This window comes from Massilia sp. BHUDP2, from assembly GCF_046236355.1.
Classification (GTDB): domain Bacteria; phylum Pseudomonadota; class Gammaproteobacteria; order Burkholderiales; family Burkholderiaceae_D; genus Telluria; species Telluria varians.
Map to the genome: position 1 here is coordinate 104,046 of NZ_JBJUVW010000003.1, position 15,831 is coordinate 119,876.

The window sequence follows — 15,831 nt, forward strand, 5'->3', positions numbered from 1 at the left end:
GGCCACGACTCCGCTAACTATCACCGCGTGGGCAGGAAACCTGCCCACCCTACAACATCAGCCGCGCGTCACTTCTTCAGCGAGCGCGGGAAGCGCAGCTGATACCTTAGCCCCTCCCCCGGCGCACTCTCCGCCGTCACCGTCCCGCCCAGCGCCCCCGTCACCAGGTTGTACAGGATGTGCGCCCCCAGTCCGCTGCCGCCGGTGCCGCGCTTGGTGGTGAAGAAGGGGTCGAACAGCTTGCCCAGCGTCTCCTGGTCCATTCCCACGCCGTCGTCCGCATAGTCGAACAGCACCTGCTCCCCCTCCTGCGCCACGCGGATCGTGATGCGTCCCGGCTGGTCGCGCTCGAAGCCGTGCAGCAGCGAGTTCACGACCATGTTGGTGACGATCTGCGAGACCGCGCCCGGCGAGCTGTCCAGCACCAGGTCCGGCGGGCAGTCCAGTTCCACCTTGATCGGCCGCCCCTTGAGCTTGGGCTGCAGCGACAGCAGCACTTCCTGCACGTAGCTGCACAGCTTGAAGTTGCGGATGTCGCCCGAGGACTGGTCCACCGCCACCTGCTTGAAGCTGCGCACCAGGCTCGCCGCGCGCTGGGTGTTGGTGGTCATGATGCGCAGCGACTGGTCGACGATGTCCAGGAAGCTGTTCAAGCTGTCCTCGGTCATCGTGCCCGCGGCCAGCTCTTCGCGCGTGAGCTTGAGTTCCTGCACCAGGTGGCTGGTGGCGGTCACGCAGATGCCCAGCGGGGTATTGATCTCGTGGGCCACGCCGGCCACCAGGCCGCCCAGCGACGCCATCTTCTCCTGGCGTACCAGTTCGCCCTGCGCCACCTGCAGCTTGTGCAGGGCTTCGTTCAGCGCCGCGTTCTGCACTTCCAGCGTCTCCTTGGTCTTGCGGATCTTGCGGTCGGCCTGCATGCGCGCCAGCGCCACCGCGACATGGCTGGCCATGAAGGCCAGCAGGTCCAGTTCCGCCTTGGTATAGGTCACCGACGGGTCGTAGCTCTGCACCACCAGCACGCCGTAGGGCTGGTCATGCACAAGCATCGGCGCGCCCATCCAGCTGGCGATGTCGGGGTTCCCGAAGGGCGCCCTGACCAGGCCGTTGGCGACCAGGTGCTTGACGCTGGTTGCGTCGTGGAGCTGGGCCTGCTTGCTCGTCAGGACGTAGGAGCACATGCCCTGCCCCACCGGGAAGCGCGTCACCGGGGCCGTACGGTCCTTCTCGTCCACGAAGTAGGGAATGCTGATTTCCTGGGTATCCGGATGGTGCAGCGCGATCAGGAAGTTCTTCGCCACCATCAGCTCACCGATGATCCCATGCAGGCTGGTGGTCAGGGTGGCGGTGTCCAGCGCCTGGGCCGACAGGCTGGCGATCTGGTACAGCGCGTGCTGCACCTGCTCGGCGCGGCGGCGCTCGGCCACTTCGACCGCCAGCGCCGCGGTGCGCTCCTGCACCGCGCGCTCCAGCCGGTCCATGCTCTGCAGGCCCTGCAGCGCATTCGACACGTGGTTGGCGATTTCCGAGAACAGCGCCTGGTCTTCCTCGCTGTAGGTGACGCCCTGCGTATAGCTCTGGATGACCATCGCGCCCAGCGCCTGGTGGTGGCGGTCGAGCAGGGGCGCGCCCATCCAGTGTTCGGCGGCGGCGCCGTGGCCCCAGCGCATGCCTTCGCGCTCGCGCGCCAGGAAGTCGTCGGCGGTGATCATCAGGCGGCGCTTGTTCACCACCACCCACGAGGTCGGCGACTCTTCCGGCGCCGCCAGCCGCACCTTTTGCCCGCTTACCGGCACCTCGGCGTCGGCTTCGTCGACGAAGTACGGGAACCAGATCGTCCCCTCCTCGCGGTCGCACAAGGCCACATAAAAGTTGGCCGCATACATGATGCGGCCGAGTGCGCGGTGCACCGCGCCGATGAAGTCGACGATGTCGTTGCAGCTGGTCGACAGCTCCCCGATTTCGAGCAGCATCGACTGGACTGCTTCCAGCCGGGCGAGACGGTCCATTGCTTCCCCCAAGGTAATTAATTCCAAGAGGAAATATTAGCAGTTCAGACCGTCCAGCCGAAGCCTTATTCGCGAAGTGTGGCTTATCCGCGCGGGGCGCGGAAATCGTTCTCGATCCAGGCGTAAGCCGAGGCCGGGGTCAGCTTGAAGCTGGCCGGCACCCGCACCTTGGCCACCTGCTCGCCCATCTCGTCGGTGGCGGCCAGGATGGCGTAGGGGTCGTCGTCGTCCGGCACGATGTCCAGCGTCACCTTCAGCTCGCCGTTCTCGGTGGAGACCGTGGTGTTCTTGTGCAGGATCGCGTGCAGGTGCTGCTCGTGGCGGCGGATGACTTCCGACGCAGTCTTGACCAGGGTATTGAAGGCGTTGACGTCGAGCGGCTTCGGGTTCTTCTTGTCGCGGCCCATGGTCCAGGGACCGACCAGGGCCGGTTCCGGCTCGCCGTCCTTGTACATGGCGACGGCCCAGCCTTCGTCGTCCTCGTTCTTGATCACGCGCGCGGTCCAGCCGTTGGCCTGCCACAGGCGGGCTTCCTGCACCAGGGCGTTCTCGTCGCCTTCGTGCTCGTGTTCGTCGTGTTCGTTCATGGTCGTGTTTCCGTATGCCTCAAAGCAGAGATCATAGAGGAAACCGGCCCCAGGAAGAAGCCCGTTTGGCTTAAGCCTCAGGCATAACGGGGGCAGCGCCAGTCGGGACCGCGCGGCGGCCGTACGGGCGGGCGCACCGGAGTCGGGCGAGGGTCGACCGTGGGAGAGGGCAGCTCCCGATTGAACGGATTGATGATGATCGGCGGGATGGTAGGTGGCGCCGATGGCGGGCCTTTGGGACCGCTGTTGGCCAACGCGGGATGCAGAACGGCCAGGTGGTCCCCCATTTTCTGGATGACAGCGTGCATAGGATCCCCCTGCTTCAGGAACAGGCTGTCAGTATAGGAAAGGATACGTTCATTACAAGGCCAAATCGACCACGTTTGTTGCCGCGCGGTTGCGCCCTTTTTATCCCACTTATCGCGTCTGCACGCGTCCCGGCGCGTCAATTTTGCAGTTTGTCGCAAAGCCGTGGCCGCAGCCGGCGCAGGCCCTTACAGTTCAACCATGCCGCATCGATAAGCGCACCCGACAACCAGCCCACTAAAGAGGACCACCATGAAAAACTTTGCCAAGATCGCCATCCTGTTCCTGTTTGCCGTCCTGTTGCTGGACATCGCCTTCGATGCCGCCGACTTCATGAGCTTCAATATCGATGGCGACGAGGTCGACGGTCCGCTGGGCGCCCTGCTGGCCGTGATCTTCGCAGGCGGCGGCCTGGTGCTTGCCGGCGTGGTCATGCTGGTGGTGGGCGCGGTGCTGGCGGTGGTGTTCGCCGGCGTGGGCGTGATCGTCGTCGGCGCGCTCGGCTTTGCCGCGGTGGCCGTCGCGCTGGCGCTGTCGCCGCTGCTGCTGCCGCTGCTGGTGCCGGTGGCGATCATCTGGTACCTGGTCAGCCGCAGCCGCAAGGACCGCGTCGCCGAGCCGGTGCACAAGGCGGCCTGATCTCCGCAGCGCGAGTCCAGGACGGCCGGGAACTTCCCGGCCGTTTTACTTGACGGTGCGACGTGCGGCGCCCGTCAATACGGAACAGGTAAAATCGGCATAAGACCACTACGCCTGTTTCAAGATGCAAGTCCGGCCCACGCCCGCCGTCCGCACGATCCGCCCTACTCCGCTGTCGCGGCTCGTGATCGTCACGGCCGGGCTGATCGCCGCGCTGGGCCTGATTACCGGTGCGATGCTGTACGCCAGCTACCAGGACGCGCTGCGCGAACAGCAGGTCACCCTGCGCAACGTCGCCATCGCCTTCGCCGCGCAGACCGCGGGCGTGGCCCAGGCGATCGACAGCGCCGCGCAGCAGGCGGCGCGCATGCTGCTGGTACAGGACGCGCCCCCCTCTTCCGGGATGGCCGACGGCCGCGATGGCCTCGCCCACCCCTACCTGGCACGTATCTTCCTGTTCGACACCGCCGGGCAAACGGTCGGCAGCGTCATGCCGGGCAGCAGTTCGCGTGACCTGCCCGCCATCAAGCCGCCCCCCGGCGACCTCCCGCGCCGCATCACGATCACCGACATCGACCGCAGCACCGGGCGCGGCATCCTGAATTTCGTGCACCCGGTGCGCGACCGCAGCGGCCGGCGCATCGGCACCGTGGTGGCGCAGGTCGACTCGGTGCGCTTCGAGCAGCTGTACAACCTGGTGGAACTCGGCAACGGCGGCTCGGTCACCCTGCTGCACCGCGACGGCACCATGCTGGTACGCGGCCCCGGCTTCCCGGCCGGCATCGGCCATTCCTTCGCCGACACGCCGCTGTTCCGCGAGCAGCTGCCGCGCGCCAGCCGCGGCAGCTTCGAGGCAACCAGCCCGATCAACGGCACGGCCGGCCTGTACGGCTACGACGTGGTGGAGGGCTTCGACCTGGTGATCATCACCGGCATGGCGCGCCCGGTCGCGCTGGAAGCATGGTATGGGCGGCTGTGGACAGCCCTGGCCTTCTACCTGCTGCTCGCGCTCGTGCTGGCGCTGCTGGCCTGGCGCGTGGCGCGCGACACCCGCCGCCAGTTCGGCCTGATCGACATGGTATCCAGCAGCGAGGCGCGGCTGGCCAAGAGCTTCGACTACCTGGCCTCGATCGTGAACGCGGTGGGGGCCCCGATTTGGGTGCTGGACGGCGCGCGCCGCATCGTGCTGGCCAACGAGGCCTTCGCGCGCCTGGTCGGACGTCCGCGCGAGAGCCTGCCGGGCGTGGACGAAAGCGCCGTGCTCGATGGCGCCGCCGCCGAGCGCGAGCGCCGCTACGCCGCGGTGCTGGCGCATGGCGGCACCGTGGACGCGACCGGCACCATGCACGACGGCAGCGGCGAGAGCCGCACCGTGATCCAGCTGACCTCGCGCCTTGCCGGCGAGGACGGCACGGCCCACCTGGTCAACGTACTGACCGATATCACCGAACGCGAACGCGCCGAGGCGCGCCTGGCCTGGCTGGCCGAGTTCGACGCCATCACCGGCCTGCCGAACCAGGCCCAGTTCTGGCGCCTGCTGGAAGGACGCATCTCGGCCGATGCCACCGCCCCGGACGGCGGGCGCGGACTGGCCGTGGTCGCGCTGGTGCTCGAGCGCCTGCACGAGATCGTCGACCTGCTCGGCCACGAGGCCGGCGACCGCGCCCTGCGCCAGGTGGCCGATCTGCTGCGCGGGGCCTGCGGCGAAGGTGACGAAGGCGCCGTGGCGGCGCGCATCCGCGGCGGCGAGTTCGCCTTCGTGTTCGACGCCGGCGGCGGGCGCCGGCAGGTGGAAAGCTTCGCCCTGAAGCTGCACGCGCTGATGTCGGGACCGCTGCACGTGGACGGGCGCGATTTCTTCCTCGAGCCGGTGCTGGGCGTGGCCCTGTATCCGCACGACGGCCGCAACGCGGACGCGCTGTACCGCAGCGCGCAAGGCGCCGCCAGCGGCGCCGGCATCGAGCTCGACGAAGCGGTGCACTTCTTCTCGGCCAGCCGGCACACCGAACTCGGGCAGCGCCTCACCGTCGAGGCGCACCTGCGCCGCGCGCTCGAGCGCGGCGAGCTGCGCCTGGTGTACCAGCCCAAGGTGACGGTGCGCGAGCAGCGCCTGGTCGGTTTCGAAGCCCTGCTGCGCTGGACCAATCCCGAACTGGGCGCAGTCTCGCCGCTCGACTTCGTGCCGATCGCCGAGCGCACCGGCCTGATCATCCCGATCGGCGCCTGGGTGCTGGAGCAGGCCTGCCGCCAGATGCAGGACTGGGCGGCGCGCTTCGGCCGGCCCGTGAAGGTGGCGGTCAACCTGTCGCCGCGCCAGTTCCACCAGAAGTCCCTGCTCGACACCATCCGGCGCTGCCTGAGCCAGTACCGGGTGCCTGAAGGCAGCCTGGAACTCGAGATCACCGAGACCGCCCTGATGAGCCGCGAGCAGGAAGTGGACCAGCTGATGCGCGAGATCCGCCGGCTGGGGGTGGACCTGGCGATCGACGATTTCGGCACCGGTTACTCGAGCCTGGCCTACCTGAAGCGTTTTCCGGTGTCGCGCCTGAAGGTGGACCGGGCGTTTATCCGCGACCTCGGGCGCGACGAGGACAGCGCCGCGATTGCACTGTCGATCGTCAACCTGGCACGCGGCCTGAAACTGCAGGTGGTGGCCGAGGGCGTCGAGACCGAGGCCCAGCTGGCGATGCTGCGCGAGATGGCCTGCGACGAATACCAGGGTTTCCTGTTCAGCAAACCGCTGGAAAGCGCCGACGTGGAGGCGCTGCTGGGACGCCCGGCCTGAGCGCCCCTGCGTGATCTACACGCGTTCGATCATCAGGGCGATGCCCTGGCCGACCCCGACGCACATGGTGCACAGCGCGAAGCGGCCCTTGGTGCGCTGCAGCTGGTAGGTCGCGGTCGTCACCAGGCGCGCGCCCGACATGCCCAGCGGATGGCCGAGCGCGATCGCGCCGCCGTAGGGATTCACGCGCGGATCGTCGTCGGCGACACCCAGTTCGCGCAGCACGGCCAGGCCCTGGGAAGCAAACGCCTCGTTCAGTTCGATGAGGTCGACCTGATCGAGCGTCATGCCGAGCTGGCGCAGCAGTTTCTGCGCCGCCGGCGCCGGACCGATGCCCATCACGCGCGGCGCCACGCCGCTCGCGGCCATGCCGACGATGCGGGCGCGCGGCACCAGGCCGTAGGCCTGCGCGGCTTCCGCATTTGCCAGCAGCAGCGCGCAGGCGCCGTCGTTCACGCCCGAAGCGTTGCCGGCGGTGACGCTGCCGTCCGCACGCACCACGCCCTTGAGCCGGCCCAGCGCTTCCAGGCTGGTCTCGCGCGGGTGCTCGTCACGGTCGAAGCTGATTGCCTCGCCTTTCTTCTGCGGCACCAGCACCGGCACGATTTCCTCCGCAAACAGGCCGTCGCGCTGCGCCTGGGCCGCCTTCTGCTGGCTCCTGAGGGCGAACAGGTCCTGGTCGGCCCGCGAAACGCCGTAGTCGACGGCGACGTTTTCCGCCGTCTCCGGCATCGCATCGAGGCCGTGCAGCTCCTTCATGCGCGGGTTCGGGAAGCGCCAGCCGATCGTGGTGTCGTAGATCGCCGCATTGCGCGAGAAGGCGCTGTCGGCCTTGCCCATGACGAAAGGCGCGCGCGTCATCGACTCGACGCCGCCGGCGATCATCAGGCGCGCTTCGCCGCTGCGGATGGCGCGTGCGGCGCTGCCGACCGCGTCCAGCCCGGAGCCGCACAGGCGGTTGACGGTGGAACCCGGCACCTCCTGGGGCAGGCCCGCCAGCAGGAGCGACATGCGCGCCACGTTGCGGTTGTCCTCGCCGGCCTGGTTGGCGCAGCCGAGAATCACGTCGTCGACGGCGCTCCAGTCCACGCCCGGGTTGCGGCGCATCAGTTCGCGCAGCGGCACCGCCCCCAGGTCGTCGGCGCGCACGTCTTTCAGGGCGCCGCCGTAGCGGCCGATCGGGGTGCGGATCGCATCGCAGATGAATGCATCGCTCATTTCCGTGCTCATGCTCGTGCTCCTTGTTCGCTGTCTGGCGGCAGCAAGCGGGCCGCGGTCACCGCCTGCAAGTCGTTGAAGGTCAGGCCCGGGGCCATTTCGCGCACCTGCAGTCCCTGGGGAGTGACGTCGAGCACCGCCAGGTCGGTATAGATGCGGCTCACGCAGCCGATGCCAGTCAGCGGATAGCTGCAGGACTCGACGATCTTCGGTTCGCCGGTCTTGGTGAGGTGCTCCATCATCACGAACACCTGCTTGGCGCCGATCGCCAGGTCCATGGCGCCGCCCACGGCGGGAATCGCGTCCGGCGCGCCGGTATGCCAGTTGGCCAGGTCGCCGCTGCCCGACACCTGGAAGGCGCCCAGCACGCAGATGTCGAGGTGGCCGCCGCGCATCATCGCGAACGAGTCGGCGTGGTGGAAGTACGCGCCGCCCGTCAGTAGGGTCACCGGCTGCTTGCCGGCATTGATCAGGTCGTCGTCTTCCGCGCCGGGCGCGGGCGCCGGGCCCATGCCGAGCAGGCCGTTCTCGCTGTGCAGGAACACCTCGCGTTCCGGCGGCAGGAAGTTGGCGACCTTGGTCGGCAGGCCGATGCCGAGGTTGACGTAGGCGCCTTCCGGGATGTCCTGGGCCACGCGCTCGGCCATCTGGTCACGGCTGAATCGATCCGATACCTGGCTCATGCTGCCTCCTTGACGACACGTTGAACGAAAATTCCCGGGGTGACGACCGTTTCCGGATCGATCGCGCCGAGCTCCACGACCTCCGCCACCTGGGCGATGGCGACCTTGGCCGCCATCGCCATGATCGGGCCGAAGTTGCGCGCCGTCTTGCGGTACACGAGGTTGCCCCAGCGGTCGCCGCGCAGCGCCTTGATCAGGGCGAAGTCGGCATGGATCGGCGACTCCAGCACGTAGTGACGGCCGTCGATGACGCGGGTCTCCTTGCCCTCGGCCAGCAGGGTGCCGTAGCCGGTGGGGGTAAAAAAGCCGCCGATGCCGGCGCCGGCGGCGCGGATGCGCTCGGCCAGGTTGCCCTGCGGCGTCAGCTCGAGCTCGATGCCGCCCGCGCGGTAGAGCGCGTCGAAATGGTGGGAGTCGTGCTGGCGCGGGAAGGAGCAGATCATCTTGCGCACGCGCTTTTCACGGATCAGCGCCGCCAGGCCGGTTTCGCCGTTGCCGGCGTTGTTGTTGACGATGGTGAGTTCGCGCGCGCCCTGGGCCAGCAGCGCGTCGATCAGCGCGGACGGCATGCCGGCGTTGCCGAAGCCGCCGATCATGATGGTGGCGCCATCGGGGATGCCGGCCACGGCCTGCTCCAGCGATGCGCATGTCTTGTCGATCATGGTGTCCTCTGTATGGTTGGTCGGATGCCGTGCAGGCTCAAGCCGCCAGGAAGCGGCGCAGGCAGGCGCTGAAGTCCTCCGGGCATTCGATGTTCGAAAGATGCGAGGCCGCCAGCTCCTCGACCCGCGCGTCCTGTGCCTGTGCGGCCAGCCAGTTGGCGTCGTCCACGGTGGTGACGGGGTCGTAGCGGCCGGCGATCACGAGCAGCGGATTGGCGATGCCGGAAACCTCGCCGCGCAGGTCGGCCTCGGCCAGCGCCTCGCAACAGGCCGCGTACCCATCCGGCGCGGTGGCGCGCAGCCCCTGCACCAGGCGGTCGACTGCAGCCGGCTCCCGGTCCATGAAGCCGGAGGTGAACCAGCGCCCGGCGGCGCTGCCGGCCACGCCCTTCATGCCGTCGGCGCGCACCTGGGCGGCGCGCGCCAGCCAGCCTTCCTGCGTGCCGATGCGCGCGGCCGTATTGGCCAGCACCAGCTTGCCGATCCGGTCCGGAGCATGAATGCCCAGCCATTGCCCGGTGAGGCCGCCCATCGAAATGCCGCAGAAATGCGCACGCTGGATGTCCAGGTGGTCCATCAGGCCCAGCACGTCGCGGCCGAGCCGTTCGATTGTCACCGGGCCGGCGCTGCCCGAGCGGCCATGGCCGCGGGTGTCGTAGCGCACGACGAAGAAGTGCGCCGCCAGGGCGGTGGCCTGCCGGTCCCACATGCCCAGGTCGGTGCCGAGGGAATTCGACAGCAGCAGGCAGGGCTTGCCGCGCTTGCCGTCGAACTGGTAATACAGCTCGATATCGTCGAGGTGTGCGAATGCCATGATGTTCCCCTTAGCCCTGGTCGCCGCCGCCCACGGGCAGCACGGTTCCGGTGATGTACGAAGCCTCGGTCGAAGCCAGGAACAGGATCGCGCCGACCTGTTCGTCGATGGTGCCGTAGCGCTTCATCTGGCTGCTCGAGCGGGTCTGCTCGACGATGCCGGCATACCAGATCTCTTCCATCTCGCTCAGCGGCTGCGGATTGCGCGGGACCTTGCGCGGTGGCGCCTCGGTGCCGCCGGTGGCCACCGCGTTGACGCGGATGTTGTTGCCCGCATGTTCGAAAGCCAGGCTGGCGGTCAGGGCGTTGACGCCGCCCTTGGCCGCCGAATACGGGATGCGGTAGATGCCGCGCGTGGCCACCGAAGACACGTTGACGATGGCGCCCCCACCCCGTTCCAGCATGGCCGGCAGCACCGCCCGGCATCCCCACAGGGTCGGGAACAGCGAGCGCCGGATCTCGGCCTCGATCTGCGCCTCGCCGTATTCCTGGTAGGGCTTGGCCCAGATGGTGCCGCCGACGTTGTTGACCAGGATGTCAATGCGCCCGTAATCCTCGAGCGCGCGGGCCGCCATGTGGCTGGCCCCGGCCCAGGTTTCCAGATCGACCTCGACCACCACCACCTGGGCCCCGAGCGCGGCGGCTTCCTGCGCCACTTCGTGCACCAGCGGCGAGCGGTCGGCCAGCAGCAGCTGGGCGCCTTCGCGCGCCGCACTAAGTGCGACGCCGCGGCCGATGCCCTGGGCGGCGCCCGTCACGACCATGACCTGGCCCTTGAACCGGTCCGGATGGATCATGCTACACCTCCGCTGCTGGCCGAGAATTTCTCGAAGTAGAAGTTGGCCGGCTTGATGCCCAGGCCGTCCAGCCAGCCGCGCACCGCCTCCACCATCGGCACCGGGCCGCACAGGTAGACGTCGACGTCGCCGCCGTTCACCCATCCCGGTTCCACATGGGCGGTGGCATAGCCCTTGCGCAGGTGGCAGCTGGCGTCGCTCGAGACGCAGGTAAGGTACTCGAACTGCGGGTGCGCCGCCGCGATGCGGTCCAGGTGTTCCAGCTCGACCAGGTCGTGGTCGTTGGTGACGGCATAGACCATTTTCACGGGCTGGGTGAAGCCCTGCTTGTCGAGCACGTCGAGCATCGACAGGAAAGGCGCGATGCCGGTGCCGCCCGCCAGCAGCAGCAATGGACGCTGGAGCGGACGCAGGTAGAAACTGCCGAAGGGACCGGCGAAGCTGATCGCGTCGCCCACCTTGGCCGCGCCGCCCAGGTAGCCGCTCATCAGGCCGCCCGGCACGTTACGCACCACGAAGCTGGCCAGCGACGCGCCCGGCGCCGAGCTGAACGAATACGAGCGGGTTTCCTGGGTGCCCGGCACGGTGACGTTCACGTACTGCCCCGGCAGGAAATCGAGCGCGTCGGGAGCGTCCAGCGCCACCGAGAAGCGGAAGCTCGACGGCGACAGCGCCGTGACTTCGGCAATCTTGCCGCCAAAGCTGTGCACGCCGGTCTTGCAGGCGCTGGAGGTGGCCGGGATGCGCACCACGCAGTCCGAGGTGGGACGCATCTGGCAGGCCAGCACGTAGCCGGCTTGCGCATCCTGGGGCTCGAGCGCGTCCTCGATGTAGCTCTCCGGCGGCATCTCGTACTGGCCGGATTCGCACAGCCCGCGGCAGGTGCCGCAGGCGCCATCGCGGCAGTCGAGGGGAATGTTGACTTTCTGGCGGTAAGCGGCATCCGCCAGTTTCTCGTTGGGGTTACAGCTGATGAAACGGGTCACGCCGTCCTCGAACTGCAGTGCGATGGTATGGCTCATCAAGGTCTCCTGCTTCTGTGTTGCTGCTTGCTTGTCAATCAGATGTGGTACACGTCGATGACCTGGCTGATGTAGTCGTTCTTCAGGACCACGTACTTGTCCAGGATCTTCGGCGTGGCGCCGCCGAACTCGATCACGTAGCGCGACATGCCGAAATGGCTGTAGGTCGTCTTGTAGCGGTGGCTCAGGGTGTGCCAGTTGAAGCGCACCGTCAGGCGCGTTCCCTCCGTCTTCTCGACTTCCACGTTGGCGATGTTGTGGCTGGTGCGGGTGTCCGGCATGGTGGCGCTGGAGCGCTCGGTCTTGATGCGGAACACGCGGTCTTCCAGGCCCTGGCGGTTCGGGTAGTAGATCAGCGAGATCTCGCGCTGCGGGTCCGAGACCAGCTTGCCGTCGTCGTCCCAGGCCGGCATCCAGAACTGCGCGTCCGGGTCGTAGCACTCCAGCCACTCGTCCCACTGCTCGTCGTCGAGCAGCCGGGCCTCGCGGTACAGGAAGGCGCACAGCTTTTCCATGGTGACCGGATTCATTTCCGTGTTCATTTCGATTCCCCTTCCTTGGCCAGGGCGTCCTTCATCACTTCCAGCCAGTAGCGGTGCTGCACCGTGTACAGGCCCTCGTCCTCGGTGCGCACGCCGCTCATCACCGGCTGCAGGCCGATCTCCTTGGCCGCCTCATCCGGACCCTTGATCCAGTGGGTGGCGCCGCGGCACATGTCGTTCCATTGCATGGCGCCGCCGGCATAGCCTTCCTGGCAGGCGCGGAACTCTTCCAGGTCGTCGGGCGTGGCCATGCCGCTGACGTTGAAGAAGTCCTCGTACTGGCGGATGCGGCGCGCGCGGGCTTCATCCGATTCGCCTTTCGGGGCGATGCAGTAGATCGTGACCTCGGTCTTGTTCACGGCCAGTGGGCGCAGCACGCGGATCTGCGAGCCGAACTGGTCCATCAGGTAGACGTTCGGATACAGGCACAGGTTGCGCGAGCGCTCCACCATCCAGTCGGCGGTGCTCTTGCCGTACTGCTCGGCGTACTCGGCATGGCGTGCAAAGTTCGGCCGGTCTTCCGGATTCGCCCACTTGGTCCACAACAGCATGTGGCCGTGGTTGAAGGCGTAGAAACCGCCGCCCTGGCGTCCCCATTTGCCGGCATCCATGGCGCGGATCTTGTCCTCGCGGATCGCCTGCTCTTCCTTGCGGCGGCTGGTAGTGGCGGCGTAGTTCCAGTGCACCGCGCTCACGTGGTAGCCGTCGGCGCCGTTCTCGGCCTGCAGCTTCCAGTTGCCCTCGTAGGTATAGGTCGAGGAGCCGCGCAGCACTTCCAGGCCGTCCGGCGACTGGTCGACGATCATGTCGATGATCTTGCCGGCGTCGCCCAGGAACTCTTCCAGCGACGGCACGTCCGGATTCAGGCTGCCGAACAGGAAGCCCTTGTAGTTGCCGAAGCGCGCCACCTTCTTGAGGTCGTGCGAGCCTTCCTTGTTGAAGCACTCCGGATAGCCGGCGTCTTCCGGGTCCTTCACTTTCAGCAGCTTGCCGCTGTTGTTGAAGGTCCAGCCGTGGAACGGGCAGGTGTAGGTCGCCTTGTTGCCGCGCTTGTGGCGGCACAGCTGGGCGCCGCGGTGGCTGCAGGCGTTGATGAAGGCGTTCAGCTCGCCCTGGCGATTACGCGCGATGAACACCGGCTGGCGGCCGATGTGCGTCGTGTAGTAGTCGTTGACGTTCGGGACCTGGCTTTCGTGGGCCAGGTAGATCCAGTTGCCCTCGAAGATGTGCTTCAGCTCGAGTTCGAACAGGGCTTCGTCGGTGAAGGCGTTGCGGTGCAGGCGGTAGTCGCCGCTGGCTTCGTCTTCGATCAGGTAGTCGTCGATGCGCTTCGGTGCGAAAGCGCTGACCGGACGGATCGGGATCATGGCGTTCTCCTCAGGCGGCGGCGCGGGCGCGCTCCACCAGCGTGCTCGGGGCGCCGGCGGTGTCGCGGTACAGGCGGAAATCGAAATCGATCGAGGCGAAGGGCGCGTTCACGCGTTTCGCATCCATCTGGGCCGGATCGTCGATGCGGTTCACGGCCGGCACCAGGCCTTCGCGGCTGGCGAAGGCGAAGTCGTCCCACAGGTACTCGTCGCCGTCGATGTTGATCTGGGTGGTCAGCTTGCGGTGGCCGGGCGCGGACACGAAGAAGTGGATGTGCGCCGGGCGCTGGCCGTGGCGGCCCAGCTTGTCGAGCAGCTGCTGGGTGGTGCCGTTCGGCGGGCAGCCGTAGCCCTTGGGCAGGATGCTGCGGAAGGCATAGCGGCCCTCTTCGTCGGTGACGATGCTGCGGCGCAGGTTGAAGCTTGATTGGGTGCGGTCGAAGAAGGAATAGTTGCCCAGCAGGTTGGCGTGCCAGACCTCGACCTTGGCGCCGGCCAGCGGGCGGCCGTCAGCGCCGAACACGGTGCCCTGCATGAACAGGGTTTCGGCCTGCTCGCTCTCGGTGCCGTCATCCAGGCGGGCGAAGCCCACGCTTTCCGGGGCGCCTGCCACGTACAGCGGGCCTTCGATGGTGCGCGGGGTGCCGCCCTCGAGGCCGGCTTTGGCTTCGGCTTCGTCGGCGCGGATGTCCAGGAAGCGCTCCAGGCCCAGGCCGGCGGCCAGCAGGCCCAGCTCGTTGGCGGCGCCGGCGGCCGACATGTAGGACACGCCGCTCCAGAATTCGCTCGGGCTGATGTCGAGGTCTTCGATGGCCTTGCACAGGTCGCCCAGCAGGCGCACGACGACTTGCTGCACACGGGGGTCGGCGGGTTTCGATGCGGCGTCCACGACCCAGTTCTTCGCCAGGGTTTCGATGTCTGCGTGGTTCATTTCAGTCTCCTTTAGGTATGGGTGGTGGGTTAGCGGTCGTCAAGCCGGATCGAGGACGGGTGCCGGCACAGGGGCGTCACCTCGATCTGCATGTAGGGGAACAGCGGCAGCGACATCAACAGCGCGTGCAGGGCCTCGTTGCTCTCGACGTCGAAGATGCTGACGTTGGCGTACTGGCCGGCGATGCGCCACAGGTGGCGCCAGGCGCCCTCTTCCTGCAGGCGCTGGGCCAGCGCTTTTTCGTCGGCCTTCAGGCGGGCGGCTTCGTCAAGCGGCATCGATGGCGGCAGCTGGACGTTCATGCGTACGTGGAACAGCATGTCTGGTCTCCTCGGGTATTCGTTTAGCGGCGCTGCAATGCATGCAGCTTGTCCAGGTCGGGCTCGACTCCGAGGCCAGGGCCGGTCGGCACCTGCAGCATGAAGTCGCGGTAGACCAGCGGTTCGGCCAGGATTTCCTGGGTCAGCAGCAAGGGGCCGAACAGTTCGGTGCCCCAGGCCAGTTCGGCGAAGGTGGCGCAGACGTGGGCGGTGGCAGCGGTGCCGATGCCGCCTTCGAGCATGGTGCCGCCGTACAGGCCGATGCCGGCCAGGCGCGCCACGGTCGCCACCTCCAGCGCCGGGGTCAGGCCGCCGGACTGGTTGATCTTGACGGCATACACGTCGGCGCCGTCGGCGCGGGCAATCGCCATCGCGTCGTCCGGGCCGTGCAGCGCTTCGTCGGCCATGATCGCCACGTCGAAGCGTGTCTTAAGCCTCGCGAGTGCCGCGACGTTGCCGGCCTTGACCGGCTGTTCGATCAGGTCGACGCCGCCGGCTTCCAGGGCGGCGATGCCGCGCACGGCATCGAGTTCGCTCCAGGCCTGGTTGACGTCGACCCGCACGCTGGCGCGATCGCCCAGCGCGCGCTTGATGGCCAGCACGTGCTTGACGTCCTGGTCGACCTCGCGCAGGCCGATCTTGAGCTTGAAGATGCGGTGGCGGCGCAGCTCGAGCATCTGCTCGGCTTCCTGGATGTCGCGGCTAGTGTCGCCGCTGGCCAGGGTCCAGGCTACCGGCAGCGCGTCGCGCACCCGGCCGCCCAGCAGTTCCGACAGCGGCACGCCGAGGCGCCTCGCCTCGGCATCCAGCAGCGCGGTCTCGATCGCGCATTTGGCGAAGCGGTTGCCCTGCACCGCCTTGCGCAGCTTGGCCATGGCCTTGGCCACGCCGCTCGCATCCATGCCGGCCAGCAGCGGCGCGATGTAGGTGTCGATGTTGGTCTTGATGCTTTCCGGGCTCTCGTCGCCGTAGGCCAGGCCGCCGATGGTGGTGGCCTCGCCCCAGCCGGCGATGCCGTCCTCGCAACGCACCCGCACCAGCACCAGGGTCTGGGTGTTCATGGTGGCGACCGACAGCTTGTGGGGGCGGATCGTCGGGACGTCGACCAGGAAAGTTTCGATGTTGGCGATATTGGTTTTCATATTCAATG

Annotated in this window: 15 protein-coding genes; 2 read left to right on the forward strand and 13 right to left on the reverse strand. The window is 67.6% G+C overall.

Features of this window, described 5'->3' with window-relative positions; genetic code table 11:
• Positions 1 to 68: 68 nt before the first annotated feature.
• Both ACK6C6_RS17245 and ACK6C6_RS17250 read right to left on the reverse strand, forming a co-directional pair.
• Positions 69 to 2,009, reverse strand: a complete 1,941-nt coding sequence (locus ACK6C6_RS17245; RefSeq protein WP_409268410.1) for a GAF domain-containing protein — start codon at positions 2,007 to 2,009, stop codon at positions 69 to 71.
• Between the two features lie 83 nt (positions 2,010 to 2,092).
• The gene (locus ACK6C6_RS17250) at positions 2,093 to 2,596 is read right to left on the reverse strand and encodes a hypothetical protein (RefSeq protein WP_409268412.1); all 504 of its coding nucleotides are present in this window, start codon (positions 2,594 to 2,596) and stop codon (positions 2,093 to 2,095) included.
• A gap of 558 nt (positions 2,597 to 3,154) precedes the next feature.
• Here ACK6C6_RS17250 and ACK6C6_RS17255 point away from each other — a divergent pair.
• Both ACK6C6_RS17255 and ACK6C6_RS17260 read left to right on the forward strand, forming a co-directional pair.
• Positions 3,155 to 3,541 carry a hypothetical protein gene (locus ACK6C6_RS17255; protein WP_409268413.1) on the forward strand — a complete coding sequence of 129 codons (387 nt, stop codon included), beginning with the start codon at positions 3,155 to 3,157 and terminating at the stop codon, positions 3,539 to 3,541.
• Between the two features lie 124 nt (positions 3,542 to 3,665).
• Complete coding sequence (locus ACK6C6_RS17260) at positions 3,666 to 6,326, forward strand: EAL domain-containing protein (RefSeq protein ID WP_409268415.1); 2,661 nt, start codon at positions 3,666 to 3,668, stop codon at positions 6,324 to 6,326.
• 15 nt (positions 6,327 to 6,341) lie between these two features.
• On the opposite strand, the gene pcaF is transcribed toward ACK6C6_RS17260, so the two are convergent.
• Genes pcaF through ACK6C6_RS17315 form a run of 11 tightly spaced genes read right to left on the reverse strand, consistent with a single transcriptional unit; the run spans position 6,342 to position 15,823 of the window.
• Complete coding sequence (gene pcaF / locus ACK6C6_RS17265) at positions 6,342 to 7,544, reverse strand: 3-oxoadipyl-CoA thiolase (protein ID WP_409269190.1); 1,203 nt, start codon at positions 7,542 to 7,544, stop codon at positions 6,342 to 6,344.
• 8 nt (positions 7,545 to 7,552) lie between these two features.
• Positions 7,553 to 8,227 (reverse strand): CoA transferase subunit B, encoded by a 675-nt coding sequence (locus tag ACK6C6_RS17270; protein ID WP_409268418.1) that lies wholly within the window; start codon positions 8,225 to 8,227, stop codon positions 7,553 to 7,555.
• The gene (locus ACK6C6_RS17275) at positions 8,224 to 8,889 is read right to left on the reverse strand and encodes a 3-oxoacid CoA-transferase subunit A (protein ID WP_209589244.1); all 666 of its coding nucleotides are present in this window, start codon (positions 8,887 to 8,889) and stop codon (positions 8,224 to 8,226) included. Before ACK6C6_RS17275 ends, ACK6C6_RS17270 begins: the two co-directional genes overlap by 4 nt.
• A gap of 37 nt (positions 8,890 to 8,926) precedes the next feature.
• Positions 8,927 to 9,703 carry a 3-oxoadipate enol-lactonase gene (gene pcaD / locus ACK6C6_RS17280; RefSeq protein WP_409268420.1) on the reverse strand — a complete coding sequence of 259 codons (777 nt, stop codon included), beginning with the start codon at positions 9,701 to 9,703 and terminating at the stop codon, positions 8,927 to 8,929.
• A 10-nt stretch (positions 9,704 to 9,713) separates the two neighbouring features.
• Complete coding sequence (locus tag ACK6C6_RS17285; protein WP_409268422.1) at positions 9,714 to 10,499, reverse strand: 1,6-dihydroxycyclohexa-2,4-diene-1-carboxylate dehydrogenase; 786 nt, start codon at positions 10,497 to 10,499, stop codon at positions 9,714 to 9,716.
• A complete protein-coding gene (gene benC / locus ACK6C6_RS17290; protein ID WP_409268423.1) occupies positions 10,496 to 11,521 on the reverse strand; it encodes a benzoate 1,2-dioxygenase electron transfer component BenC in 1,026 nt (341 codons plus the stop codon). Before benC ends, ACK6C6_RS17285 begins: the two co-directional genes overlap by 4 nt.
• Positions 11,522 to 11,559: 38 nt before the next feature.
• Complete coding sequence (gene benB / locus ACK6C6_RS17295) at positions 11,560 to 12,063, reverse strand: benzoate 1,2-dioxygenase small subunit (protein ID WP_409268424.1); 504 nt, start codon at positions 12,061 to 12,063, stop codon at positions 11,560 to 11,562.
• A complete protein-coding gene (gene benA / locus ACK6C6_RS17300) occupies positions 12,060 to 13,430 on the reverse strand; it encodes a benzoate 1,2-dioxygenase large subunit (RefSeq protein ID WP_409268425.1) in 1,371 nt (456 codons plus the stop codon). Before benA ends, benB begins: the two co-directional genes overlap by 4 nt.
• A 10-nt stretch (positions 13,431 to 13,440) precedes the next feature.
• Positions 13,441 to 14,361, reverse strand: coding sequence for a catechol 1,2-dioxygenase (gene catA, locus ACK6C6_RS17305; RefSeq protein WP_409268426.1), 921 nt, complete (start codon positions 14,359 to 14,361; stop codon positions 13,441 to 13,443).
• Between the two features lie 29 nt (positions 14,362 to 14,390).
• A complete protein-coding gene (gene catC / locus ACK6C6_RS17310; RefSeq protein WP_027865640.1) occupies positions 14,391 to 14,681 on the reverse strand; it encodes a muconolactone Delta-isomerase in 291 nt (96 codons plus the stop codon).
• Positions 14,682 to 14,704: 23 nt separating this feature from the next.
• Entirely contained in the window at positions 14,705 to 15,823 is a 1,119-nt protein-coding gene (locus tag ACK6C6_RS17315; protein ID WP_409268427.1) for a muconate/chloromuconate family cycloisomerase, read from the reverse strand.
• Positions 15,824 to 15,831: the final 8 nt, after the last annotated feature.